This window comes from Paramagnetospirillum marisnigri (assembly GCF_001650715.1).
Taxonomy (GTDB): domain Bacteria; phylum Pseudomonadota; class Alphaproteobacteria; order Rhodospirillales; family Magnetospirillaceae; genus Phaeospirillum; species Phaeospirillum marisnigri.
Map to the genome: position 1 here is coordinate 165,430 of NZ_LWQT01000077.1, position 22,787 is coordinate 188,216.

Genomic DNA, 22,787 nt, shown 5'->3' on the forward strand with positions numbered 1-22,787 from the left:
GCCGGAACGTCACGTGGATCAGTGCAGCTTGCCTGACAGGCCGGTGATGGCCTTGTCCACCAGAGCGGTGGTCTGGGCGGGCGACAGGCTTTCGCCGATCACCTTCTGGGCCGCGCCGATGGCGACATCGACGGCGAGGTTCTGCACTTCGCGGGTCGCCTGGGCTTCGGCCTGGGCAATCCGGTCCATGGCCATCTGTTCCCGACGCTTGATGGCGGCGTCGAGATCCTTGGCCGCCTGCTGGGCCAGGCGCTCGGCCTCGGCCTTGGCGTGGGCGATGATCTCCTCGGCTTCCTTCATGGCGTCACGCTGCTTGCGCTGATAGGTGGCCAGCATTTCCTGGGCCTCCTCGCGCAGCTTGTGGGCCTCGTCGAGGCGGGACTTGATCTTGGCGGCACGGGCGTCGAGACCGGCGGCGATGGCGCGCGAGACCGGCTTCCAGGCCAGGGCGACCACCAGCAGGAAGGCCACGTCCACCCAGAAATGGGCTTCCATGTAGAACGGACCATGCGCGGCGGCGGCACCGGCGGCATAAGCGGTCGAAATGATCATTTGCCGTGCTCCTTGAGGGCGGAGGCGACGGCGGCTTCCAGCTTGGCCGCATCGGCGGAGGCGCCGACCAGGCGGTCGAAGACGGAACCGGCCACCTCGATGGCCACGTCACGGACATTGGCCAGCGCCTTGTCCTTGGCTTCCGCGATGCGGGCTTCGCCGGACTTGATCTGCTCGGCCAGCTTGGCGGACAGCGCCTTGTTGCGCTCCTCCGCCTGGGCGGCGAGGCGATCAGACGCTTCCTTGATGACGGAATGGGCATGGGCGCGGGATTCGGCCAGGGCCTTCTCGTATGCCGCCACGGCAGCCTCGGCCTCGGCCTTCAATTGGGCGGCCTTGTCGAGATTGTCGTCGATCTTGCGCTGGCGCTCGTCCAGGACGGCACCAATCTTGGGCAGCGCCACCGTCGTCATCACGAAATACAAGGTGACGAAGGTCAGCAACAGCCAGAACAGCTGCGGCGTGAAAAAGGTGGGATCGAATTGAGGCATCCCAGGACTCCTGGACGGGTAGGAACTCGGACCCGAAAAATCAGTCGGTCGGGCCGGTGACCCGCGACCTGGCCCTGATTAAGGCCAGATCGCGGCACCGACCGCTTCCGAAGGAGACTCTCTTCGTGATTAGGCGAAGAGGATCATCAGGGCGACGACCAGGGCGAACAGCGCGATCGCCTCGGTCACCGCGAAGCCGATCCAGCCGTACAGCTCGACATTGGCCTTGGCGGAGGGGTTGCGGCCAACGGTGGCGATCAGGTTCGCCCAGATGTTGCCCACGCCGATACCCGAACCGATCATGCCGATGGCAGCCAGACCGGCACCGATCAACTTAGCAGCGCTCGCTTCCATTTACTCAACTCCTTCAGGACAAAACGGGAAGTAACGAAGAACTCAAACTCAGTGCATGTGGATCGCATCGTGCAGATAGATGCACGACAGGATCGTGAACACATAGGCCTGCAACAGGGCGATACCGAATTCCAGCACCGTGATGGCGCCCAGGAAAGCGAAGGGTACGATGCCCGGAACGATGTAGAACGCGCCCAGCGACACCACGAAGCCGCCCATCACCTTCAAGATGATGTGACCCACCGTCATGTTGGCGAACAGACGGACGGCGAGGCTGAAGGGACGCGAGAAGTAGGAGATCAGCTCGATGGGGATCAGGATGACCGCGGTCGCGATGGGCGCGCCATGCGGGAAGAACATCCGGAGGTAATGGGTGCCGTGGCGGGCGAAGCCGATGACGGTCACGCCCACGAACACCACCAGCGCCATGGCGAAGGTCACGATGACGTGGCTGGTATAGGTGAAGCCGATCACCGGGATGGGCAGCATGCCCAGCAGGTTGCCGAACAGCACGAACATGAACAGGGAGAAGATGAAGGGGAAGTATTTACGCCCCTCGGCTCCCACGTTGTCGCGCAGCATTCCCGCGATGAATTCGTAGAAGATTTCCGCCATGGACTGCCACCGGCCCGGCACCAGGGCGCGCGACCGCACCGACAGGGTCAGGAACAAGGTGATCAGACAGACGGAGAGCACCATCATGGCCGAGGAGTTGGTGAACGAAATGTCCAGCCCCCCCACCTTGAGCGGAACAAACGGCTGGATCTTGAATTGCTCGATCGGATTAGCCACTGCGCGCCTCTTTCAATGGTCCCTTGCCTGCTCCGCTCTTCGGCTCGCCTGCCCCAGACCGACCGTGTCATCCATGCCCCGCATCAAGCGATAGACATTCATGACACCAGCCGCTCCACCCAGGAGCAAGAACACCACCATCAGCCAGGGGGCGGTCTTCAGCCAGGCATCCAAGGCCCAACCAATTCCCACGCCCACCATAACACCAGCCACCAGTTCGGCCCCGATGCGGAAGCCCAGACCCATCCCGGTCGGCCGTCCCCGGCTTTCCGGTCCGCGTCCGGAGTCCTCTTCCTCCCTTGCGCGCGCGGCGCGCAAACGAGCATCGAGATCGTCCAGCGACGGGGGCGTCTCGGGCTCAGCCATAAGCGTGCATCCTCGAAATTCCCCCTTCTGGCCCTGAGGTGCCAAAAGCGCGGGCACCATAAGGTCTGCACCCACCCGTGTCAAGGTGGGAATCCCGCCGGACCAGCCCGCTGTTTTGCAGGGTTTCCCGTGACTTTGCGCCGCCCTCCCCCGGAGACATGCTGCGGCGCACCAGAAAAACCGTCCTCCCCGAAGGGGTGGCAGCCTCAGACAAGCGGGGCTTTATCCCGGATGGCCTCGGCCTGGGCGAGGTCGACCGAGACCAGTTGCGATACGCCGCGTTCTGCCATGGTGACGCCGTAGAGGCGATCCATGCGGGCCATGGACATGCGGTGATGGGTGACGATGAGGAAGCGGGTCTTGGTGGTCCGGGCGATGCCTTCCACCAGCGAGCAGAAGCGGTCGACATTGGCGTCGTCCAGCGGCGCGTCGACCTCGTCCAGCACGCAGATGGGGGCGGGATTGGTCATGAACACCGCGAACAGCAGGGCCAGGGCGGTCAGGGCCTGTTCGCCGCCCGACAGCAGCGACAATTGCTGCAGCCGCTTGCCCGGCGGGCTGGCCATGATTTCCAGGCCTGCCTGCAGCGGATCGGCGGATTCGGTCAGCGCCAGATGGGCGCGGCCGCCGCCGAACAGCTTGACGAACAGGTCGCGGAAATGCTGGTCAACCGCCTGGAAGCTGGCCAGCAGTCGCTCGCGGCCCTCGCGGTTCAGTTCTCCGATGGCGTGGCGCAGCTTGGCGATGGCGCCCAACAGGTCATTCTTTTCCGCCACCATGCCGGTGATGCGGGCATCGAGTTCTTCCACTTCCTGCTCGGCGCGCAGATTGACCGGCCCCATATTGTCGCGCTCGCGCATCAGGCGGTCGAGCTTGCGCTGCATCTCCTCGGGGTCGGGGCGTTCGGTCTCCACCAGCCCAGCCACATCGCGCAACTGCTCCGGCGTCATCTCCAGGCGCTCGCCGATACGGGCGGCGACGGTGCGGCAGGCCTGGTCGGCAGCAGAGACGGCGGCCTCGCGGCGGATGCGCTCCTCGCGGGCACTGGCCAGCAAGCCCTCGGCGGCGCGCATGGTCCGGTCGGCCTCGGCCTGCCCCTGCTCGGCCGCCACCAATGCGTCGCCCGCCGCCTTGCGGGCGGCCTCGGCTTCCTCCAGCCGGTCCAGCAACTCGGCGCGGCGCCGGGCGATGGTGTCGGGCAGGCTCGACAGCCGTTCCACCTCGGCCATCAGGGTCTCGCGCCGCTCCTCCAACTCCTCCAGGTGGGAGCGGGCGGATTCGGTACGGTTGCGCCACGAGCGGATGTCATTGTCCAGGGCGTCGAGGCGGCGGCGACGTTCCTCGCCCTCGCGGATCAGCCGGTCGAGCCCGGAGCGGGCCTCCACCAGTTCCGAGCGCCGCTCGGCCAGGGTGGCGCGCAACAGGGCGACACGGTCGCGGCCATCGGTGGATTGGGGGAAGGCGGCCACGGCCTGGCGGGCCTCGTCCAATTCCGCCTCGGCCAGAATGAGCTCGGCACTCACCGCCGTCACCTGCGCCAGTGCCGCGTCCAGGCGGGATTCAAAGGCGGCGAAGCGTTGCGACAGCTTGGCGTGGGCGTCACGGGCCTTGGCGGTCTCGGCCTCGGCCTGGCGCACCGCCTCCTTGGCCCGGCGTTCGGCCTCCACCGCCGCCTCGGCGGCCAGGGTGGCGGCACCGGCGGCTTCCTCCGCCTCCTCCACCCCCAGATCGGCGTCTTCCAGCCTGGCGTCCAGCTCGCGCAGGCGGTTGCGCTGGGCGAGACGCAGCGCCATGGGGCTGGGCGCCCCGGCGCGGGCGGTATAGCCGTCCCAGCGCCACAGATCGCCGTCGCGGCTGACCAGTCTTTGCCCCACCGCCAGGGCGTGGCGCTGGGTGCCGCCCGAGGCGGCATCGGCCACCACCCCCACCTGGGACAGGCGCCGCGCCAGGGCGGCGGGCGCGGTGACGAAACGGGCCAGCGGCTCGACCCCGGCGGGCAGGGCGGGCGGGCTGTCCAGCGGCCCGAGATCGTCCCAGTGCAGCGGTGCCGCCGCATCGGCGGGCGCGCCGAGATCATCGCCGAGGGCGGCGGCCAGGGCCGGTTCGAAGCCGGTCATGGCCGAGATGTCTTCCAGCACCGGGCGATGGTCGGAGCCCTTGCCCTGGGCCAGCACCTGCTTGAGGGCATCGGCCTCGGCCTGCAGCCGCGAGCGGGCCGCCACCTTGGCCTGGAAGGCGTCGCGGGCGGCGTCGCGGGCGGCCTGGGCCTGGACCCGGGCACGATCGGCGGATTCGGCGGCGTCCCGGGATTCGTCGAGGTATTCCAGCGCCCCTTCCAGGTCCATTTCCAGGGCGGTGAGATCGGCGCGGTCGATGCTGTCGCTTTCCACCGCCGCCTTCTGGGCCTCGGCCTGGGCCAGCCGTTCCCGCAGCCGCTGGCCGCGCCCCTCGGTCTCGGTCAGGCGACGCAGCGCGCTGGCGCGCTCGGCGTCGGCGGCGGCCACCTCCTCCATCAGGGCGGCGAGGTCGTGTTCCACCGCCACCACCGCCTCGGCCGCCCGGTCGACCACCGCTTCGGCCTCCAGCCGGGCCTCGGCCTCGCCCTCGGCAGCCTCAACCAGCATGCGGCGCTCGTCCTCCAGCCGGGTGGCGGCCTGCTGGGCATCGGCGACGCGGGCGTGTTCGCGCTGAAGATCGGCCCCGGCCTGGGCGAGACGCGCTTCCAGGTCGCGACGCAGTTCGGCGAGACGGCCTTCCTCGGCCTCCAACTGCTCACGCTCGGCGCTCACCTTCTGCAAGGCCGCCAGGGATTCGGCATCGGCGCGGCGCAACTCGGGCAGGGCGGCAGCGGCCTCGGCCTGGGCGGTGGCGGCGACGGCGGCCAGTTCGGCGGCCTCCTCCACCTTCATCTCGGCCTCGCGGAAGGCGGAACGGGCGGCATCGACCACCGCCAAGGCCTCCAGCCAGCCGAGATAGAGCACCTGGGCCTCGATGCGGCGGATCTGGTCCGACAGGGTGCGGTAGCGGTTGGCCTGACGCGCCTGCTTTTGCAGCGATTTCAACTGCTCGTCCAGGGTGGCGAGCACGTCGTCGAGGCGCGACAGGTTGAGCTCGGCGTTCTTCAGCCGCAGCTCGGCCTCGTGGCGACGGGAATAGAGCCCCGAGATACCCGCCGCCTCTTCCAGCAACAGGCGGCGGTCGGCGGGCTTGGCGTTGATCAGGGCGCCGACCCGGCCCTGGCTGACCAGACCGGAGGAGCGCGCCCCGGTGGCGGCGTCGGCGAACAGCAGTTGCACGTCGCGCGCCCGGGTTTCCAGCCCGTTGATGCGATAGAGCGAACCATTGCCCCGCTCGATGCGGCGCATGACCTCGATCTCGTCGCCGTCGAACTGGGGCGGCGCGGTGCGGGCGGTGTTGTCCAGCACCAGCCCGACCTCGGCGATATTGCGGGCGGGCCTGGACGAGGTGCCGCCGAAGATGACGTCGTCCATCTCGCCGCCGCGCATCTGGCGGGCCGAGGTCTCGCCCATCACCCAGCGCAGCGCCTCGATCAGGTTGGACTTGCCGCAGCCGTTGGGGCCGACGACCCCGGTCATGCCGGGTTCGATCAGAAGCTCCGCCGGGTCCACGAAGGACTTGAACCCCGACAGCCGCAGCTTGGCGAACTGGATCAAGCCTGGTCTTCCATCCCATTATCGGCGCCCCACGGGGCGCCTGTTTGTCCCTCAGGCGCCGGGCGCTCGCGCTTGGCTTGCGCGCCCCACGGGGCGCGGGGCCCCGGAGCTACTTCTTGACGGCCTTCAGGGCCTTGTCCAACTCCTCGAAGGGCTGGGAGCCGACCAGGACCTTGCCGCCGACGACGAAGGACGGCGTGCTTTCGATGCCCAGCTTCTCCTGGGCGTCCTTGGCGCGGGCATCAAGGGCGTTGGCCAGGTCCTGACGCTTCAGGCACTCGTCCACCTTGTCCTCGCCCATGCCCGCCAGCTTGGCCAGCTTCTTCAACTCGTCCAGCGGGTTCTTGGCGCTCATCCACTTTTCCTGCTGGTCCATGATCAGGCCCAACAGGCCGAAATAGCGGTCGTCGCCGACGCAATGGGCGATCATGGACGCCCCCACCGACAGGCCGCGCGGCCCGGTGGGGAAATCGCGATAGATCAGCTTGGCCTTGCCGGTCTCGATCCATTCGGTCTTGAGGCGCGGCAGGGTGGTCTTGTGGAAATTGGCGCAGTGGCCGCAGGTGGTGGAGGCGTATTCGACGATGGTGATCGGCGCGTCGGCGCGCCCCAGCACATGGTCGATGGGATAGCTGAGATCGGCGGCGGCGGCGAACCCGGCCGACATCAGCAGGGCAGCGGCGGCGGCAAGCAGACGATTGAACGGCTTCACCCGAATATCCTCCCTGGCATGAAATCCAGGCGGATATTAGGGGCAGAGCCCCGGCCGCACAAGCTCAGTAGCTTGACGGGGTCGATGCCGCCGGGCTTGCCGGGACGGGCGGCGGGGCATCCGTCATGGCATCGGAGTGCCCCCAGACGAACAAGGCGGTGAGCAGCGCCGCCAGGATGGCGCCGACCAGCAGGAAATATCGGTTGCCCAGGCCGAAATCCCGGGACATCTGGTTCAGATCCCGCAACGAACCCATACGAGTTGCCTCAAAATTGCCCGCGTCAGTTTACGACGCCAGGGGTTAGGAATTGGTTAGCCTGCGTCCCAGCCGTTCCAGCACCGCGCGCAGGTCGGGATCCTCGACCGAGTCCAACCGTGCGGCCAGGGTGGACGGGGCAGCCGTCGTCACCGCTGGCCGAGCCACGGTCTTGGGACGGCGAACCGGCTGGGGCAGCGGGCCTTGCACCAACTTGAGCCGGGCCACCGCCTTCCAGCCGAAATAGCCGTTGATGCGCTCCAGGATCAGCGGTTCCAGATGCTGCATCTCCAGGGCGAAGGCCCCCGACGCCACCTTGACCACCAAGGTGCCGTCGGCGCGGTCCTGCGGCGGAAACTTGATGCGCACCGGCAGGGTGTGGCTGGCCACCGCCGAACCGACGATGGCGGGCCAGTCCACCACCAGGGCGCCACCCGCGAAACCGTGGCGGCCGAACACCGGCCGGGTCACCTTGCCCGAAGGCACGGCGATGGAAACCATGCCGCGGGTGCGGCGGTCGTCGTCCTCGGCCTGGGATCGCGGTGTCGTCATCAGGTCAGCATACCGCGAAGGGCGGTTTTGCACTATCCTCGCCGCATGTGGACCCCCGCCGCCCCCGATGCCCTGGCCGCCGCCCTGCTCGCCTGGTACGACCGCGACCGCCGCCTGCTGCCCTGGCGGGCCGAGCCGGGGCAACTGGCCGATCCCTACCGGGTCTGGCTGTCCGAGGTCATGCTGCAACAGACCACGGTGGCGGCGGTGCAGCCCTACTTCACCGCTTTCCTCAAGCGCTGGCCCACGATCACCGCCCTGGCCGCCGCCCCGGTAGAGCAGGTGATGGAGGCCTGGGCCGGGCTGGGCTATTACGCCCGGGCCCGCAACCTGCACCAATGCGCCAAGACCGTGGCTCAGTGGCGCCAGGGTCGCTTTCCCGACGAGGAATCGGCCCTGCGCCAATTGCCCGGCATCGGCGACTATACCGCCGCCGCCATCGCCGCCATCGCCTTCGGCCGCCCGGCGGTGGTGGTGGACGGCAATGTGGAGCGGGTGATGGCACGGCTCGGCGCCATCACCGAGCCGCTGCCCAAGGTCAAGCCGCGCCTCAAGGCCCTGGCCGCCCAACTGACGCCCGAGACCCGGCCGGGCGACTATGCCCAGGCGGTGATGGACCTGGGCGCCACCATCTGCACGCCCCGCAACCCCGCCTGCGGCATCTGCCCCTGGCGCGACGCCTGCGCCGGACGCGCGAAAGGAATCGAGGCCTCGCTGCCTGCCCGATTGGAAAAGCCCGAGCGCCCCACCCGCTTCGGCATCGCCTTCTGGCTGCTGGCCAAGGACGGCTCGGTGCTGTTGCGCCGCCGCCCGCCCACCGGCCTGCTGGGCGGCATGATGGAGATACCCTCGACCCCCTGGCGGACCGAACCCTGGAACCTGGACGAGGCCGCCGCCGAAGCGCCCCTGGCGCCCGCGCAATTGCGCGACGGATGGCGCTTGGCACCCGGCGCGGTTCGCCATACCTTCACTCACTTCCACCTCGACCTCGGAGTGGCGGTGGCCCGTACCGGCGCCAGCCCCCAGGCGCGCGGCCTGTGGTGTCCGCTGGACCGGCTGGACGAGCACGGCCTGCCCACCCTGATGCGCAAGGTGGTGCGCCACGCCCTGGCCAAGGCCTATTGACTTAAGGAGAGCCCATGCGTCCCGTCCTTCGTCTCGCCGTGATGACCGCGCTGGCCGCCTTTCCGCTGGCCGCCGAGGCCCAGATGCGGCCGCAGCCGCGCCAGCAGCAGACCGCCGAAACCTCGGAACAGCTGGTGATGGCGCCGCCCCAGGGCTGGCAGGTGGGCGGGTCGGCCGCCAGCCAGCATTCCGTCACCCGCCAGATGTTCCCGCCGGGTCAGAGCGCCGACAGCTGGAGCGAGATGCTGTCCATCCAGGTGCTGGCCGATCCCAAGCTGTCGCCCCGCGACCATGTCCAGCGGGTGATCGAGGCCAGCCAGTCCAATTGCGAGGCCTCCGGGCCCAGCCCGGTGGCCGAGGGCCAGAGCAACGGCTATCCGGTGGCGACCATGACCGTCACCTGCACCAAGGGCCGCCAGAGCGGATTGGGCGGGCTGGTGGCGGTGAAGGCCATCCGGGGAAGCTCGGCGGTCTATGTGGTCCAGCGCATCTGGCGCGGCAAGCCGTTCGAGCGCAACGAGGCGGCGCCGGTGCCCACCGGCATGTTGCAGGACTGGTCGGCCTTCCTGCGCAACGTCTCGCTGTGCGACCTCAACGACCCGGCCAAGCATCCCTGCCCGACGCCGTAGGCAAGGTCGGGAGGGGGGCTATTCAGCAGCACTCGTCTTCCAGGCGGCGCAGCGCCGCCAGACCGTCCTGGTCGTCCGCCGCCTCGAACAGTTCCTCGATATAATAAGTGTGCGAGCAGGCCAGGCACAGTTCGTCGGCCAGGCGCGCTCCCAGCTTGCCCGCCTCGGCCAGGCGCACCCGGAACCGCTGCCACAACACGCTGTCATTGGCGGGGTCCTCCACCAGCGCCAGGATACGGTCGATGACGATCCGGGCATTGCCCTCGCAGTCGATGCCCCGGAACGAGGCATAGCGATCGGATGGAACGGAAACGGTCATGCTGGGCTCCTGACTGGCTGGCCCCACCCTGGCCAAGGCGCGCACCAATGGCAATCCCGGCTGCATGAACGGGATTGCCCACGCACCAGCCGCACCCTCAAAGCGCCAACCGCCGCCGCACCAGATCGACGCGGCTACGGCTGACCGGCACCAGCGGCGCATGGGGGGCCGCCATGACGATGCTCCAGCGGCCGTCGCGGCGATCGATGGCCTGGGCATGGCGCAGATTGACCACATAGCTGCGATGGACCCGGAGGAACACCGAGGGGTCCAGTCTGCGCCCCAGTTCCGCCAGGGACAACGAGCAGAAATGGCTGCCATCCTCGGAATGAACCCTGGTGTAATGGCCCTCTGCCTCCAGATAGGCCACCTCGGCCACGTCCAGCAGCACCACGCCGGAGCGCGATGCCACCGGCAGCTTCACCAGAATGTCGCCCGAGGCCGGAACCGTCGTCGGCACCACCGAGAATCCTTCCGGCACATGGAAAATCATGCACCAACCCGCATCGGTGCCGTCCACGCCCTCCATCACCGTAACTCGGGCCACCAGCGTGCCAAAGGGCAGGGTCATGGCCATGCCCGCCGGTTCCCCGGGCCGGGCGCGGGCGGCATCCAACAGCCATTGCACCTTGGGGCGGGCGGCGTCGGGATGCAGCGAGGCCAGATCGGCCCCCAGGATCGAGCCCCCCACCGGTTCCAGCAGCCGCCGCGCCAGGGCATTGGCGGCGATGACCCGGCGCTCGCCATCGAGAACGATGACGCCGACCGGGGCGCGCTGAAGCTGGTAGGCAAGGCTGGTCATGGGGTCGCTCCCGCAACGCAACACTTGACTTCAACATTAGAACAGTCTAATTTAATGACAATCTTCATTCCCCGAGGTGCTTCCATGCTCCGCTTCGACATCGCTCCGGTCTGCTCCAATGCCTATCGCTTCCAGGCCACCATGAGCTTTGCCATCGCCGCCGTCTACCTGTTCACCCCGTATAAGTGGGTGGCCTTCATTCTGGCTTTCGGCGGCCTGATCCGCGGCTTCGTCTCGCCGCACAAATGCCTGAGCTATCGCCTGTTCGCCGCCCTGACCGAAAAGCTGGGCTGGACCCTGAAGGTCAATGCCGGGTCCAAGATGTTCGCCGACAAGATCGCCTTCGTCGCCGGCACCGCCATGGCCGCCACCTGGCTGCTGGGCTCGGATGTGGGCAATATCCCGGCCACCGCCATCCTGATCTTCGCCTTCATCGATGCCGCCACCGGTTTTTGCGCCGCCTGCTGGGCCTATGGCCTGTGGTACCGCGTCCGCGCCGCCTGATCCTTCCATCGGGGAAGGGGTGACAGCCCCTTCCCCGGTTGCACGGCTGGGCCGTGGGTGATAACGTCCGGGCGCTTGGAATCGCAAGTCTTTCCCGGAGTTTCATAGGCCCATGTCGCTCGACAAAGCCACCGTGCGCAATATCGCCAATCTGGCGCGGATCGAGGTTCGCGACGACGAGCTCGACCATCTGGCGGGCGAATTGTCCAACATCCTCACCTTCGTCGAACAATTGTCGGAAGTGAACACCGACGGTGTCGCGCCCATGACCGCGGCGGCGGCAGTGACGCTGCCCATGCGCGTCGACGCCATCACCGATGGCGGCATGCCCGACGCGGTGCTGGCCAATGCCCCCGAGGCCGAGGACGGCTTCTTCACCGTGCCCAAGGTGGTGGAATGATGACGGCGGAGGGCTGCTGAAATGGCGTATATCCTGCAGGGTGAAACCGGCGATTGGGAAATCGTCATCGGCCTGGAAGTCCACGCCCAGGTGATTTCCAAGTCCAAGCTGTTTTCCGGCGCCGCCACCGAGTTCGGCGCCGAGCCCAATACCCAGGTCAGCTTCGTCGACGCGGGCTTTCCCGGCATGCTGCCGGTGATCAACGAGACCTGCGTCGAACAGGCGGTGCGCACCGGCCTGGGGCTGAAGGCCAAGATCAACCTGACCAGCGTGTTCGCGCGCAAGAACTACTTCTATGCCGACCTGCCCCAGGGCTATCAGATCAGCCAGTACGACCTGCCCATCGTCGGCGAGGGCGAGTTGATCCTGGACCTGCCCGACGGATCTACCCGCACGGTGGGGATCGAGCGCCTGCACCTGGAACAGGACGCGGGCAAATCCATCCACGACATGCACCCGTCCAAGTCGTTCATCGACCTGAACCGCTCTGGCGTGGCGCTGATGGAAATCGTCTCCAAGCCCGATCTGCGGTCGCCGGAAGAGGCGGGCCTGTACCTGACCAAGCTGCGTTCCATCCTGCGCTATCTCGGCACCTGCGATGGCAACATGCAGGAAGGGTCCATGCGCTGCGACGCCAATGTGTCGGTGCGGCCGGTGGGCTCCACCGAGCTGCGCACCCGCTGCGAGATCAAGAACGTCAATTCCATCCGCTTCGTGCAGCAGGCCATCGAGTTCGAAGCCCGCCGCCATATCGACGTCTACGAATCGGGCGGCGGCATCGACCAGGAAACCCGCCTGTTCGATTCGGTCAAGGGCGAGACCCGCTCCATGCGGTCCAAGGAACACGCCCACGACTACCGCTATTTCCCCGATCCCGACCTGCTGCCGCTGGTGATCGGCCAGGACTTCGTCGATGGCATCAAGGCGGGCCTGCCCGAACTGCCCGACGAGAAGAAGGCCCGCTTCATGGCTGAATACGGCCTCAACGCCTATGACGCGGGCGTGCTGGTGGCCGAGCGGGTTTCGGCCGACTTCTTCGAGACCGTGGCCAAGGGCCGCGACGCCAAGATCGCCTGCAACTGGGTGATGGGCGACTTCTTCGCGTCCCTCAACGCCACCGGCAAGACCATCGAGAGCCCGCCGGTCACCGCCGCCGACCTGGGCGCCCTGATCGACCTGATCAAGGATGGCACCCTGTCCGGCCGCCTGGCCAAGGACGTCTTCGCCCTGATGGTGGAAACCGGCAAACCGCCCGCCGTCATCGTCGAGGAAAAGGGCATGAAGCAGGTCACCGATACCGGCGCCATCGAGGCGGCGGTGGATGCGGTGATTGCCGCCAATCCCGACAAGGTCCAGCAGGTGAAGGACGGCAAGACCGCGCTTCTGGGCTGGTTCACCGGCCAGGTGATGAAGGCGACCCAGGGCAAGGCCAACCCGGCCATGGTCAACGAGATGCTGTCCAAGAAGATCGTGGGGTAGACTCAGACCTGTCATCCCGACGCTCCCCGGAGCGGAGGGATCTCCACTTGTTCCGATGGTCCAGGACCGGCGCCATCGTACCAGGACGAGATCCCTCGCTTGGGCTCGGGATGACAATGGAGAACGCGCGGATGCTTCCCCTTCTTCCCTTTCCGCTGACCATCTGCGGCATCGACGAATTGCCCGAGCACGCCGAGGCCGGAGTCAGCCATGTCCTGACCATCATCGACCCCGACTGGCCCGATCCCGAGCATTTCAGGGCGTTCAAGCCGCATAAGCGCACCATCTGGCGCTTCCACGACATCGTCAACGAGCATGACGGCCAGCAGCACCCCACCGAGCGCAATGTGCGCGCCATCCTGGACTACGGCACCGCGCTGCAGGACGAAGCGGTGGCCCATCTGCTGGTCCACTGTCACATGGGCATCTCGCGCTCCACCGCCACGGCGGCGATCCTGATGGCCCAGCACAATCCCGGGCGCGAGGCCGAGGCCTTCGCCCATCTGGCCGGGATCCGCCCCCAGGCCTGGCCCAATTCCCGCATGATCGGCATGGCCGACCGTCTGCTGGACCGGGGCGGCGCCCTGGTGGCCGCCATGCGCGACCTGCACAAGGTCCAGGTCCGCGCCCTGAAGCCCGAGATGGTGAACTATCTGCGCACCAGCGAACGCGGCGCCGAGGTGCCCAAGGACGAGTAGGGCGAGCAGCCTTTTCACTCGAAGTGACGTGTCATCCCGACGCCCTTGGGCGGAGGGATCCCGTCCTGATCTGGCGTTTCAGAATCGGCACGGCCATACCAAGCGGAGATCCCTCGCGCCGCTCGGGATGACAAGGACGTTGGAATCAAGCACTCGTCAACCCTACTCCGCCTTGCCCTTGCCGTAGCGTGACGAGCGATAGGCGTTGAGGCTGGCTTCCACCTCGTCCTCCTTGATGCCCGCCGAGCGCAGCACCACGGCGGCCATCTGCAGGCTGGCCTCCACCGTTTCCGGGATCACCGCCGTGGCGCCCAGCTTGTGCATCTGGGCCTCGTGGATGCGATCGGTGGCGCGCACCACCACCGGCACGCCGGGGGCCACCCGGCGCACCGTCGCCACCGTGCGCTCGGTCTGGCGATGGGCGCCAACGGTGACCACCACCGCCCGCGCCCCGTCGATCCCGGCCGAGCGCAGCACCCCGGGCAGGCTGGCATCGCCGAAATAGACCGGCAGCCCGTCCTTGCGGGCCTGGGTCACCCGCTCGGCGTTCTCGTCCAGGGCGATGAAGTCGATATGGTGGCGGGTCAGCAGCCGGGCGATGGCGCGGCCCATGCGGCCATAGCCCGCGATGATGACATGCTGGCTGAGATGCTCGATGCCGGTGGGCTCCAAGGCCTCGCCCTCGCGCCGCTGGCGCCTGCGCGACAGGATGCGTCCCAGCTTGGCCAGCACCGGCGTCAACACCATGGACAGCGCGGTCATGGCCATCAGGCTCTGGCCGACGGAGGCGGGAAGCAGCTTCAATCCCATGGCGCGATCAAGAATCACGAAGGCGAACTCGCCGGTCTGGGCCAGCAGGAACCCAACCTGCACGCCCTGGACCATGCCGATGCCCAACAGGCGGCACAGGATCAGGATCACCGCCACCTTGGACGCCATCACCAGGACGGTCAGCCCCAACAGTTCACCGCCGCGCGCCGCCACGAAGGGCAGGTTGATGGACATGCCCACTGTCATGAAGAACAGGCCCAGCAGCAGGCCCCGGAACGGCTCGATATCCGCTTCCACCTGATGGCGATAAGGGGAATCCGCCAGCATCAGCCCGGCCAGGAAGGCGCCCAGGGCCATGGACATTCCCGCCTCGGCGGTGCCCCACGACACCGCCACCACCAGCAGCAGGGTGGCGGCGGTGAAGACCTCGGGGCTGCGGCTCGCCGCCATGAAGGCATAGACCGGCCGCAGCACCAGACGGCCCAGGGCGAAGATGACCACCACGGCGCCCGCCGCCTTCAGCCCGGCCAGCCCCAGGGCGGGCAGGATGTCGTGGGTCTTGCCCGCCAGCAGCGGCAGCAGCGCCAGGATGGGAATCACCGCCAGATCCTGGAAGATCAGCACCGCCACCGCGACGCGGCCGTGATGGGTGACCGCCTCGTTGCGCTCCACCAGCAGCGCCAGCACGGTGGCGGTGGAGGACAAGGCCAGGGTGGCCCCCACCATCAGCGCCACCGCCGGGACCAGCCCCCACCACGCCGCCAGCCCCGCCAGCAGGGCACCGCTGGCCAGCACCTGCAGCAATCCCAGGCCGAAGATGTAGCGCCGCATGGTGCGCAACCGGGACAGCGGCAGTTCCAGGCCGATGGCGAACAGCAGGAACACCACCCCGAACTCGGCCAGCGGCCGGGTGGTTTCGGCATCGATCACCGGCCCCGGCGTATAAGGCCCCAGCACCACCCCCGCCGCCAGATAGCCCAGCACCGAGGGAATGCCGAGCCGCTGCAGCACCGGCACCACCACCACGGCGGCCAGCAGCAGGAACAGGACGTCGAACAGGATTTCGGCTTCGGCCAAGGCGGCACCCCCAAATTGGTCAGGGAGTGTACCCGCCTTGGCCTTCAGAGACTATCCCGCCCGGTTCAGCGCGCTGACCACCGCCTTGAGCGAGGCCATGGTGATGCCCGCATCCACCGCCGCGCCGTGGGCGGGCGCTCCCGAGCCCACCACCGCCTGGACATAGCAGGCGGCCTGGGCCTCGGAACCGCTGCCGATGGCGTGTTCGTGGTAGTCCCGGATCTTCACCGACAGGCCGAGATCCTTGCCCAGGGCATGGACGAAGGCATCGAGCGGACCCGAGCCCACGCCCTGGACCACCACTTCGCGGCCATCCCGGAGCAAGGTGGCGGTGAGTGCCCGCTGGGCGCCCTTGCCCACCGGCACGGTGGAGTAATCCACCAGTTCCAGGGTGCCGGAGCGGAAATAGGTGGCGGCGAAGGCCTCCATGATTTCCGCCGGATTCAGCTCGCGGCCCTCGCGGTCGGCGATGGCCTGGACGATGCGGGCGAATTCCACCTGGAGCGGGCGGGGCAGTTCAAGCCCGTGGTCGCGTTCCAGCACGGCGGCGATGCCGCCCTTGCCCGATTGCGAGTTGATGCGGATCACCGCTTCGTAGCTGCGGCCCACATCGGCGGGATCGATGGGGAGATAGGGTACCTCCCAATGGGGATCGTTGGCGTTCTTGCGCGCCGCGAAGCCCTTCTTGATGGCGTCCTGGTGCGAACCGGAAAAGGCGGTATAGACCAGATCCCCGGCATAGGGATGACGCGGATGCACGGGCAGGCCGGTACAGTGCTCGGCGGTGCGGCGGATGGAATCGATGTCGGACAGGTCGAGGCCGGGATCGACCCCCTGGGTGTAGAGGTTGAGCGCCAGGGTCACCACATCCACATTGCCGGTGCGCTCGCCATTGCCGAACAAGGTGCCCTCCACCCGGTCGGCGCCCGCCATCACCGCCAGTTCCGCCGCCGCCACGCCGGTTCCCCGGTCGTTATGGGGATGGACTGAGACGATCAGCGACTCGCGGTTCCTCACCGTGGTGCAGAACCATTCGATGACATCGGCATAGAGATTGGGGGTCGACATCTCCACCGTGGCGGGGAGGTTGCAGATCAGCCTGCGCGACGGGCTGGCGCCCCACTCGGCCGCCACCGCCTCGACGATCTCCACCGCGAAATCGGGTTCGGTGCCGGTGAAGCTCTCGGGTGAATACTGCAACACCACCTCGCCCTCGGGCCGGGCGGCGGACAGATCGCGGATCAGGCGCACGCCGCCCAGCGCGAGGTCGATGCAGCCCCGGCGGTCGATGCCGAACACGATGCGGCGCTGGGCCTCCGAGGTGGAGTTGTACATATGGACGATACAGCGCTTGGCCCCGGCCAGGGCCTCGAAGGTGCGGCGGATCAGGTCTTCCCGCGACTGCACCAGCACCTGGATGGTGACGTCGTCGGGAATATGGCCACCATCCACCAGGGTGCGGATGAAGTCGAAATCGGTCTGGGAGGCGGCGGGAAAGCCCACCTCGATCTCCTTGAAGCCCATATCCACCAAAGTGGTCCACATGCGCATCTTGCGCTCGGTGCCCATGGGGTCGATCAGGGCCTGATTGCCGTCGCGAAGATCGACGCTGCACCAGGCGGGCGGCGCGGAAATGCGGCGGTCGGGCCAGGTGCGGTTGGCCGGGCGGACGGTGTCGTAGGCTTTGTACTTGGTGTGGGCGGCGGGCATCATGGCCTCGTCCTCCTTGTCTGTTCGGTGCGGCTCTCGGGTTCGAGCGCGGCTCGGTCTGGCGGCCGCCGGGCGGCCACGCGAAATCAGGCCCGGCGACCGGTGGTTAGTCGCAGCGACAGCAGCAGCAGGGAAGAGAAGGAGAAGGATGACATCTTGAACAAACCCGACCGAAAGACCGCTGGAAAAACGTCCACCCCGGCGCCGTGATTACGACACCGGGCTCTTAAGCAGCAGCAGGGCGGTTGCGAAACGAGTCATCATGCCGTCACACTGCCCCAGGCGGCGAAGCCACGTCAAGCTTTCCGTCGCGGAAATTTTCTTCCGGCCCAAGGCCATGAATATGGACCACCCCTACCCGGCGATGATAGGTTTCCGTGACGGACTGACCTTCATCAAGCCCAAGGGCCCATTGAGACATGAGTGAGAAGGGATCGTCGGCCTTCCTCGTCTTCCTTGCCGAGGACGATCCGGGTGACGCCAATCTGGTGAAGACCGCCTTTCAGGAAGGCGGTTATTCCTGCCAGATCGAGCATGCCTGGGACGGTGCGGAACTGATGCTCATGCTGAAGTCCGCGTTGGACTCCGGCGCCCGCCTGCCCGATCTTCTGGTGCTCGACATCAACATGCCCCGCAAGAACGGTATCGAGGTGCTGTCCGAGGTCAAGGCCGACGCGGCGCTGCGCGACATCCCGGTGGTGATGCTGACCACGTCGGAAGCCGATCGCGACGTGGCCAAGGCCTATCAGACCGGGGCTTCGGGCTATGTCAGCAAGCCGGTGGACGTGGACAGCCTGTTCAACCTGATCAAGGGCATCGAGGACTACTGGTTCGGCACCATGCGCCGTCCCCGTTGATCCCGACCGTCCCTATTTCAAACCGTCGATCTGCTGCTGCACCTGACCGCGACCGGGCGAGTCGGGCGGCAGCGTCTCCAGCAACCGGGTCCACAGCGTAGCGGCCTTGGCCTTGTCGCCGGTCATGGCGGCGTCGAGCCCGACGAAATACAGGGCGTCGGGCTGGCTGGGATCGAGGACCAGCACCTCCTTCAGCAGGCCGACGGCCCGTTCCGGCAGGGCGGAGCCATCGGCCTGGTCCAGCAGCAGCACGGCGAAGTCCACCCGCACCGGCACGTCTCCGGGCAATAGCTTGACCGCCTTGCCATAGGCGTCGATGGCGCCGTCCACATCGCCCAGCGCCCGGTATGAGCGCCCCAGCATGGCCCAGCCCTTGCCGTCGTCGGGACTGGCTTTCAGTCGCTCGGCCAGACGCGAGACCATGCCCTGGATGGTGGCGCTGCGTTCCTTCATCTCGGCGATCTGGGCGGCGCGACCGGCATAGGGACGGTCGGGCAGTTCCGGCGCCCCCAGCGACATATAGAAGCCCAGGGCGAACAGCGGCAGCACCACCACGATGGCCATGGCGATCCGGCGGCCCGCCCGGATGTCCGGCTTGGCCAGGAATTTTTCTGCCTCGGCCGAGGCCAGCATGCGCCGCTGGATTTCGGTCCGCGCCGCCTCGGCCTGGTCGGCCGACAGCAGGCCGCGCTCCACGTCGCGGGTGATTTCCTCCAACTGGTCGCGATAGACGGTCAGGTCATAATCGGCGCGCGAGGCGGACGCGACGGTCGGGCGCAGCAGGGGGCGCAAGATGCCCCCCACCGCCAGGGCGGTCATGGCGGCGAAGACGAACCAGATCACTTGCCCTTCTCCTTCGGCAACGTCTCCTTCAGCAGCTTTTCCAGCCTGCGCTTCTCATCGGCCGACAGCGGTGGCGGCGGCGGAGCGGCGGCGGCCCCGGCCCGGCGGCGATAGAAGCCGAACACCACCGCCAGCGCGACGGCGAACAGCACGAAGGGCCCCACCCACAGCACCAGGGTGGTGCCCTTGAACGGCGGCTTCAGCAGCACGTAATCGCCATAGCGGTCGACCACGAATTTGCGCACCTGATCGTCGGAATCCCCGGCGGATATGCGTTCGCGCACGATGACGCGCAGATCCTTGGCCAGATCGGCGTCGGAATCGTCGATGGACTGGTTCTGGCAGACCAGGCAGCGCAGATCCTTGCCCAGCTCGCGGGCGCGGTGCTCCTGGGCCGGGTCCTTCAGCATCTCGTCGGGATTGACCGCCAGGGCGGGAGCGGCGAACAGGATGATCGCCGAGGCCATGAACAGCCGACGAGCGCCAAGGGCGCGAGGAGTTGGCGCGTTGAGCGCGCGCGCCCCATGGCGCGAAAGCCAAGCGAGCGGAGCGAGTGCCCGGCGACTGAGGGACAGCCATCTCATTTCTGCAACTCCCGGATGATGGGCAGCAGGGTCTTGGTCCAGACCTCGGGCGAAATGGGACCGATATGCTTGTAGCGGATGATGCCGTCCTTATCGACGATGAAGCTTTCCGGTGCGCCGGTGACGCCGAAATCGACGGCGGCCCGGCCGGGGGCGGGGTCGACGCCGACCCGCTCATAGGGGTCGCCGTGCTTCTTCAGCCAGGCGGCGCCCAAGGCGGGGTCGTCGCGCCAGTCGATGCCGTGGATGGGCACGATGCCCTGCTTCTTGTACTCCATCAGATAGGGATGCTCCTGGACGCAGGCGATGCACCACGAGCCATAGATGTTGACCAGCGACACCCGGCCCTTGAGGTCCTTGGTGGCCAAGCCGGAGTTCTCTCCCCGGCCCGGCAGCGCCGCCAGACTCATCTCGGGTACCGGCCGGTTGATCAGCACCGAGGGAATGACCTTGGGGTCCATGGTCAGACCCTTGACGAACAGCGCCGCCATGACGCCGAACACGATCACCGGCAGCAGGAACAGCGCCCGTCTCATGCCTTTGCTCCCCGAACCGCACCCGCCCGGGTCGGGGCGCCGACCCGGTGGCGGCGGTCGGCCAGGCTGATCAGCCCGCCGATCACCAGCAGCAAGGCGCCCGCCCACAGCCAGGGAATGCAGGGATTGAAATAGAGCCGGGTGACATGGCCGCCCTTGCCCGGATCGGGATCGCCGATCACCACGTAAAGATCGCCGAGGAAGCCCGAGCGGATGGCCGCCGTGGTGGTGGGACGCGGCGGCTGGCGATAGGTGCGCTTTTCCGGCTGCATCACATCGATCACCGTGCCGCCCCTGGAAATCTCGAAACTGCCGCGGCTGGCGGTATAGTTGGGGCCGGGAACCTCGTCCACCGATTTGAGGGTGACGCCGAAGCCGCCGACCATGACGGTCTCGCCGATCTTCTGGGTCTGGATATGTTCGGTGGTCCAGGCCGAGGACGCGGTCAGGCCGACGATGAACACCGCCACCCCCAGATGGGCCAGCACCATGCCCCAGAACGAGCGCGGCAGGCGGGCGGCGCGGCCCCAGGCCTCGGCCGGGGCCTGAATCAGACGCGTGCGGTCGGCCAGATCGACCAGGGTGCCGAGCCCCAGCCACACCGCCAGGGCGAAGCCCGCCCCGGTCCACCAGGGGCCGGATGATCCGCCCTGGAGAAACCACACCAGCATGGCGACGCCCAAGGCCGCCGCGCCGACGAATTTGAGGCGCGACAGCACGCCGGGCAGGTCGCCACGCTTCCAGGCCATCATGGGCCCAATCGCCATCACCACCACCATGGGCGCCATCAGCGGCAGGAACACGGCGTTGAAGAAGGGCGGCCCCACCGAGACCTTGCCCAGGTTCAAGGCGTCGGCGATCAGGGGATAGAGGGTGCCCAGCAGCACGGTGGCGGCGCCGGTGGCCATCAGCACATTGTTGAGCAGCAGCGAGCCTTCCCGCGAGATGGGCGAGAACAGCCCGCCCATCTTCATGGCCGGCGCCCGCACGGCGTAGAGGGCGAAGGAGCCGCCCACCGCCAACACCAGCAGCAGCAGGATGAAGACGCCGCGCGCCGGATCGGTGGCGAAGGCGTGCACGCTGGTCAACACGCCGGAGCGCACCAGGAAGGTGCCCAGCAGCGACAGGCCGAAGGCGACGATGGCCAGCAAGATGGTCCAGCTTTTCAGGGCGTCGCGCTTTTCCACCACCACGGCGGAATGCAGCAGGGCAGTGCCCGCCAGCCAGGGCATGAACGAGGCGTTTTCCACCGGGTCCCAGTACCACCAGCCGCCCCAGCCCAGGGTGTAATAGGCCCACCACGAGCCCAGGATGATGCCGCCGGTCAGGAAGACCCAGGCGGCCAGGGTCCAGGGCCGCACCCAGCGCGCCCAGGCGGCGTCGACCCGGCCTTCCAGCAGCGCCGCGATGGCGAAGGAGAAGGCCATGGAAAAGCCGACATAGCCGAGATAGAGCATGGGCGGATGGAAGGCCAGCCCAGGGTCCTGCAGCATGGGGTTGAGGCCGCTGCCGTTGAAGGGCGGCGGCTCGACCCGGGCGAAGGGGTTTGAGGTCAGCAGGATGAACAGCAGGAAGCCCACCGCGATCATGGCCTGCACCGCCAGCGCCCGGGCCTTGAGGCCGGGCGGCAGATTGCCGCCGAACAGGGTCACCGCGAAACCGAACAGCGCCAGGATGGTGATCCACAGCAGCAGCGAGCCCTCGTGATTGCCCCAGACGCCCGCCACCTTGTAGAGCAGCGGCTTGTCGGTATGGCTGTTTTGCGCCACGTTCATCACCGAGAAATCGCTGGTGACGAAGGCATTGGTCAGGGCGGCGAAGGCCACGGCGATGAACAGGAATTGCAGGGCGGAGGCCGCCCCGGCCACCGCCATCCACGAAGCCCGCCCGCGGGCGGCGCCGATCAGCGGCACCGTTGCCTGTACCATGGCGACGCACAGCGCCAGCACCAGGGCGAAATGGCCGATCTCGGCGATCATGGGGTCATATCCTCTTCCCGATCCCGTCATGCACGGGCTTGACCCGTGCATCCATGGATCGCCGGGTCAAGCCCGGCGATGACGGACAAAAATCACTTCGACTTGCCGTCGTTCCACTGCCCCGACTTCTTCAGAGCGTCGGCCACTTCCTTGGGCATGTAGTTCTCGTCATGCTTGGCCAGCACCTCGGTGGCGGCGAAGACGCCCTTGTCCATGCGCCCTTCCACCACCACGCCCTGGCCCTCGCGGAACAGGTCGGGCAGGATGCCGGAATAGACCACGGGCAGCGCGTTGGTGACGTCGGTGACCGTGAAGGTCACGGTCTTGCCGTCCTTCTTGACGCTGTCGGCCTCCACCAGACCACCGATGCGCATGCGCCGCCCCTCGGGAATGCGCTGCGTCACGATGTCGGTGGGGGAATAGAAATAGACCAGGCTGTCGGAAATGGCGGTCAGCACCAGCGCCACGGCAGCGCCCAGCGCCAACATGCCGAGAAGGACGAAGTAAAGCCTGCGTTGCTTGCGGGTCACTCTGTGCTCTCCGTGCCGCGATTCGCCCGGCGGACGCGCTGGATGGCGTCAAGCTCGGCCTCGGCCGAGCGGGCGCCGATCACCGATGCCACCAGCACGCCCAACAGCACCAGGATGCTGATGCCATAGGCGGGCCAGACATAACCGCCGTAACCGCCCATATGGGCCAGGGCCGAGATGGATTCCATGACGTTG

Annotated in this window: 26 protein-coding genes; 7 read left to right on the forward strand and 19 right to left on the reverse strand. The window is 67.4% G+C overall.

Going from position 1 to position 22,787, the window contains the following annotated elements; translation table 11 throughout:
• Window positions 1-18: 18 nt before the first annotated feature.
• The 9 genes from A6A04_RS15080 to A6A04_RS15120 all read right to left on the reverse strand — a co-directional run bounded on the left by A6A04_RS15080 (window position 19) and on the right by A6A04_RS15120 (window position 7,749).
• Complete coding sequence (locus A6A04_RS15080) at window positions 19-552, reverse strand: F0F1 ATP synthase subunit B family protein (protein WP_172822788.1); 534 nt, start codon at window positions 550-552, stop codon at window positions 19-21.
• On the reverse strand, window positions 549-1,043 hold the full coding sequence (locus A6A04_RS15085; RefSeq protein ID WP_068494303.1) for a F0F1 ATP synthase subunit B family protein: 495 nt from the start codon (window positions 1,041-1,043) through the stop codon (window positions 549-551). The genes A6A04_RS15080 and A6A04_RS15085 overlap by 4 nt, the downstream gene beginning before the upstream one ends.
• 129 nt (window positions 1,044-1,172) lie before the next feature.
• Entirely contained in the window at window positions 1,173-1,397 is a 225-nt protein-coding gene (locus A6A04_RS15090) for an ATP synthase subunit C family protein (protein WP_068494305.1), read from the reverse strand.
• 48 nt (window positions 1,398-1,445) lie between these two features.
• Window positions 1,446-2,189, reverse strand: coding sequence for a F0F1 ATP synthase subunit A (locus tag A6A04_RS15095; protein ID WP_068494308.1), 744 nt, complete (start codon window positions 2,187-2,189; stop codon window positions 1,446-1,448).
• 12 nt (window positions 2,190-2,201) lie between these two features.
• The gene (locus tag A6A04_RS15100) at window positions 2,202-2,555 is read right to left on the reverse strand and encodes an AtpZ/AtpI family protein (protein ID WP_068494310.1); all 354 of its coding nucleotides are present in this window, start codon (window positions 2,553-2,555) and stop codon (window positions 2,202-2,204) included.
• Between the two features lie 206 nt (window positions 2,556-2,761).
• On the reverse strand, window positions 2,762-6,229 hold the full coding sequence (smc, locus tag A6A04_RS15105) for a chromosome segregation protein SMC (RefSeq protein WP_068494312.1): 3,468 nt from the start codon (window positions 6,227-6,229) through the stop codon (window positions 2,762-2,764).
• Window positions 6,230-6,338: 109 nt separating this feature from the next.
• Window positions 6,339-6,941 (reverse strand): DsbA family protein, encoded by a 603-nt coding sequence (locus A6A04_RS15110; RefSeq protein WP_068494313.1) that lies wholly within the window; start codon window positions 6,939-6,941, stop codon window positions 6,339-6,341.
• Between the two features lie 64 nt (window positions 6,942-7,005).
• A complete protein-coding gene (locus A6A04_RS15115; RefSeq protein WP_156612636.1) occupies window positions 7,006-7,170 on the reverse strand; it encodes a hypothetical protein in 165 nt (54 codons plus the stop codon).
• A gap of 72 nt (window positions 7,171-7,242) precedes the next feature.
• Complete coding sequence (locus A6A04_RS15120) at window positions 7,243-7,749, reverse strand: DUF721 domain-containing protein (RefSeq protein ID WP_082914959.1); 507 nt, start codon at window positions 7,747-7,749, stop codon at window positions 7,243-7,245.
• A 45-nt stretch (window positions 7,750-7,794) separates the two neighbouring features.
• Between A6A04_RS15120 and mutY the strand changes: the two genes are divergently transcribed.
• Together mutY and A6A04_RS15130 are read left to right on the forward strand one after the other, a co-directional pair.
• On the forward strand, window positions 7,795-8,874 hold the full coding sequence (gene mutY, locus A6A04_RS15125; protein ID WP_068494317.1) for an A/G-specific adenine glycosylase: 1,080 nt from the start codon (window positions 7,795-7,797) through the stop codon (window positions 8,872-8,874).
• Window positions 8,875-8,888: 14 nt separating this feature from the next.
• Entirely contained in the window at window positions 8,889-9,503 is a 615-nt protein-coding gene (locus tag A6A04_RS15130; protein WP_068494319.1) for a hypothetical protein, read from the forward strand.
• A 22-nt stretch (window positions 9,504-9,525) separates the two neighbouring features.
• Here A6A04_RS15130 and cowN read toward each other — a convergent pair whose 3' ends face one another.
• Window positions 9,526-9,822, reverse strand: coding sequence for a N(2)-fixation sustaining protein CowN (gene cowN, locus A6A04_RS15135; RefSeq protein WP_068494321.1), 297 nt, complete (start codon window positions 9,820-9,822; stop codon window positions 9,526-9,528).
• 97 nt (window positions 9,823-9,919) lie between these two features.
• Window positions 9,920-10,624 (reverse strand): LytTR family transcriptional regulator DNA-binding domain-containing protein, encoded by a 705-nt coding sequence (locus tag A6A04_RS15140; RefSeq protein WP_068494323.1) that lies wholly within the window; start codon window positions 10,622-10,624, stop codon window positions 9,920-9,922.
• 84 nt (window positions 10,625-10,708) lie between these two features.
• On the opposite strand from A6A04_RS15140, the gene A6A04_RS15145 reads away from it, so the two are divergent.
• The 4 genes from A6A04_RS15145 (at window position 10,709) to A6A04_RS15160 (ending at window position 13,705) form a co-directional block, all read left to right on the forward strand.
• Window positions 10,709-11,128, forward strand: a complete 420-nt coding sequence (locus tag A6A04_RS15145; protein WP_068494325.1) for a DUF4395 family protein — start codon at window positions 10,709-10,711, stop codon at window positions 11,126-11,128.
• Window positions 11,129-11,240: 112 nt separating this feature from the next.
• A complete protein-coding gene (gene gatC / locus A6A04_RS15150; protein ID WP_068494327.1) occupies window positions 11,241-11,528 on the forward strand; it encodes an Asp-tRNA(Asn)/Glu-tRNA(Gln) amidotransferase subunit GatC in 288 nt (95 codons plus the stop codon).
• Window positions 11,529-11,549: 21 nt separating this feature from the next.
• A complete protein-coding gene (gene gatB, locus A6A04_RS15155) occupies window positions 11,550-13,007 on the forward strand; it encodes an Asp-tRNA(Asn)/Glu-tRNA(Gln) amidotransferase subunit GatB (RefSeq protein ID WP_068494330.1) in 1,458 nt (485 codons plus the stop codon).
• A gap of 131 nt (window positions 13,008-13,138) precedes the next feature.
• The gene (locus tag A6A04_RS15160; protein WP_068494332.1) at window positions 13,139-13,705 is read left to right on the forward strand and encodes a tyrosine phosphatase family protein; all 567 of its coding nucleotides are present in this window, start codon (window positions 13,139-13,141) and stop codon (window positions 13,703-13,705) included.
• A 162-nt stretch (window positions 13,706-13,867) separates the two neighbouring features.
• Here the strand turns inward: A6A04_RS15160 and A6A04_RS15165 are convergent, their stop codons facing one another.
• Both A6A04_RS15165 and leuA read right to left on the reverse strand, forming a co-directional pair.
• Complete coding sequence (locus A6A04_RS15165) at window positions 13,868-15,553, reverse strand: monovalent cation:proton antiporter-2 (CPA2) family protein (RefSeq protein WP_068494334.1); 1,686 nt, start codon at window positions 15,551-15,553, stop codon at window positions 13,868-13,870.
• 51 nt (window positions 15,554-15,604) lie between these two features.
• The gene (gene leuA / locus A6A04_RS15170; protein ID WP_068494335.1) at window positions 15,605-17,266 is read right to left on the reverse strand and encodes a 2-isopropylmalate synthase; all 1,662 of its coding nucleotides are present in this window, start codon (window positions 17,264-17,266) and stop codon (window positions 15,605-15,607) included.
• Between the two features lie 416 nt (window positions 17,267-17,682).
• On the opposite strand from leuA, the gene A6A04_RS15175 reads away from it, so the two are divergent.
• Window positions 17,683-18,120 carry a response regulator gene (locus tag A6A04_RS15175; protein WP_068494337.1) on the forward strand — a complete coding sequence of 146 codons (438 nt, stop codon included), beginning with the start codon at window positions 17,683-17,685 and terminating at the stop codon, window positions 18,118-18,120.
• A gap of 12 nt (window positions 18,121-18,132) precedes the next feature.
• Here the strand turns inward: A6A04_RS15175 and ccmI are convergent, their stop codons facing one another.
• From ccmI to ccmD, 6 genes are all read right to left on the reverse strand, one after another.
• A complete protein-coding gene (ccmI, locus tag A6A04_RS15180) occupies window positions 18,133-18,963 on the reverse strand; it encodes a c-type cytochrome biogenesis protein CcmI (RefSeq protein ID WP_068494340.1) in 831 nt (276 codons plus the stop codon).
• Window positions 18,960-19,430, reverse strand: a complete 471-nt coding sequence (locus tag A6A04_RS15185) for a cytochrome c-type biogenesis protein (RefSeq protein ID WP_068494342.1) — start codon at window positions 19,428-19,430, stop codon at window positions 18,960-18,962. Before A6A04_RS15185 ends, ccmI begins: the two co-directional genes overlap by 4 nt.
• 113 nt (window positions 19,431-19,543) lie before the next feature.
• The gene (locus A6A04_RS15190; protein WP_068494344.1) at window positions 19,544-20,083 is read right to left on the reverse strand and encodes a DsbE family thiol:disulfide interchange protein; all 540 of its coding nucleotides are present in this window, start codon (window positions 20,081-20,083) and stop codon (window positions 19,544-19,546) included.
• On the reverse strand, window positions 20,080-22,062 hold the full coding sequence (locus tag A6A04_RS15195) for a heme lyase CcmF/NrfE family subunit (protein WP_068494347.1): 1,983 nt from the start codon (window positions 22,060-22,062) through the stop codon (window positions 20,080-20,082). The genes A6A04_RS15190 and A6A04_RS15195 overlap by 4 nt, the downstream gene beginning before the upstream one ends.
• A 92-nt stretch (window positions 22,063-22,154) precedes the next feature.
• Window positions 22,155-22,592, reverse strand: a complete 438-nt coding sequence (gene ccmE, locus A6A04_RS15200; protein WP_068494349.1) for a cytochrome c maturation protein CcmE — start codon at window positions 22,590-22,592, stop codon at window positions 22,155-22,157.
• Window positions 22,589-22,780: a heme exporter protein CcmD gene (gene ccmD, locus A6A04_RS15205; RefSeq protein ID WP_245651222.1), complete on the reverse strand. Its 192-nt coding sequence runs from the start codon at window positions 22,778-22,780 to the stop codon at window positions 22,589-22,591. The genes ccmE and ccmD overlap by 4 nt, the downstream gene beginning before the upstream one ends.
• Between the last annotated feature and the right edge of the window lie 7 nt (window positions 22,781-22,787).

Bases quoted from the DNA above. Each gene is read 5' to 3' on its own strand.
- A6A04_RS15080 (WP_172822788.1), bottom strand. From the start codon at position 552: ATGATCATTTCGACCGCTTATGCCGCCGGTGCCGCCGCCGCGCATGGT.
- A6A04_RS15085 (WP_068494303.1), bottom strand. From the start codon at position 1,043: ATGCCTCAATTCGATCCCACCTTTTTCACGCCGCAGCTGTTCTGGCTG.
- A6A04_RS15090 (WP_068494305.1), bottom strand. From the start codon at position 1,397: ATGGAAGCGAGCGCTGCTAAGTTGATCGGTGCCGGTCTGGCTGCCATC.
- A6A04_RS15100 (WP_068494310.1), bottom strand. From the start codon at position 2,555: ATGGCTGAGCCCGAGACGCCCCCGTCGCTGGACGATCTCGATGCTCGT.
- A6A04_RS15115 (WP_156612636.1), bottom strand. From the start codon at position 7,170: ATGTCCCGGGATTTCGGCCTGGGCAACCGATATTTCCTGCTGGTCGGC.
- A6A04_RS15120 (WP_082914959.1), bottom strand. From the start codon at position 7,749: ATGACGACACCGCGATCCCAGGCCGAGGACGACGACCGCCGCACCCGC.
- mutY (WP_068494317.1), top strand. From the start codon at position 7,795: ATGTGGACCCCCGCCGCCCCCGATGCCCTGGCCGCCGCCCTGCTCGCC.
- A6A04_RS15130 (WP_068494319.1), top strand. From the start codon at position 8,889: ATGCGTCCCGTCCTTCGTCTCGCCGTGATGACCGCGCTGGCCGCCTTT.
- cowN (WP_068494321.1), bottom strand. From the start codon at position 9,822: ATGACCGTTTCCGTTCCATCCGATCGCTATGCCTCGTTCCGGGGCATC.
- A6A04_RS15140 (WP_068494323.1), bottom strand. From the start codon at position 10,624: ATGACCAGCCTTGCCTACCAGCTTCAGCGCGCCCCGGTCGGCGTCATC.
- A6A04_RS15145 (WP_068494325.1), top strand. From the start codon at position 10,709: ATGCTCCGCTTCGACATCGCTCCGGTCTGCTCCAATGCCTATCGCTTC.
- gatC (WP_068494327.1), top strand. From the start codon at position 11,241: ATGTCGCTCGACAAAGCCACCGTGCGCAATATCGCCAATCTGGCGCGG.
- gatB (WP_068494330.1), top strand. From the start codon at position 11,550: ATGGCGTATATCCTGCAGGGTGAAACCGGCGATTGGGAAATCGTCATC.
- A6A04_RS15160 (WP_068494332.1), top strand. From the start codon at position 13,139: ATGCTTCCCCTTCTTCCCTTTCCGCTGACCATCTGCGGCATCGACGAA.
- leuA (WP_068494335.1), bottom strand. From the start codon at position 17,266: ATGATGCCCGCCGCCCACACCAAGTACAAAGCCTACGACACCGTCCGC.
- A6A04_RS15175 (WP_068494337.1), top strand. From the start codon at position 17,683: ATGAGTGAGAAGGGATCGTCGGCCTTCCTCGTCTTCCTTGCCGAGGAC.
- A6A04_RS15185 (WP_068494342.1), bottom strand. From the start codon at position 19,430: ATGGCCTCGGCGATCATCCTGTTCGCCGCTCCCGCCCTGGCGGTCAAT.
- A6A04_RS15190 (WP_068494344.1), bottom strand. From the start codon at position 20,083: ATGAGACGGGCGCTGTTCCTGCTGCCGGTGATCGTGTTCGGCGTCATG.
- A6A04_RS15195 (WP_068494347.1), bottom strand. From the start codon at position 22,062: ATGATCGCCGAGATCGGCCATTTCGCCCTGGTGCTGGCGCTGTGCGTC.
- ccmD (WP_245651222.1), bottom strand. From the start codon at position 22,780: ATGGAATCCATCTCGGCCCTGGCCCATATGGGCGGTTACGGCGGTTAT.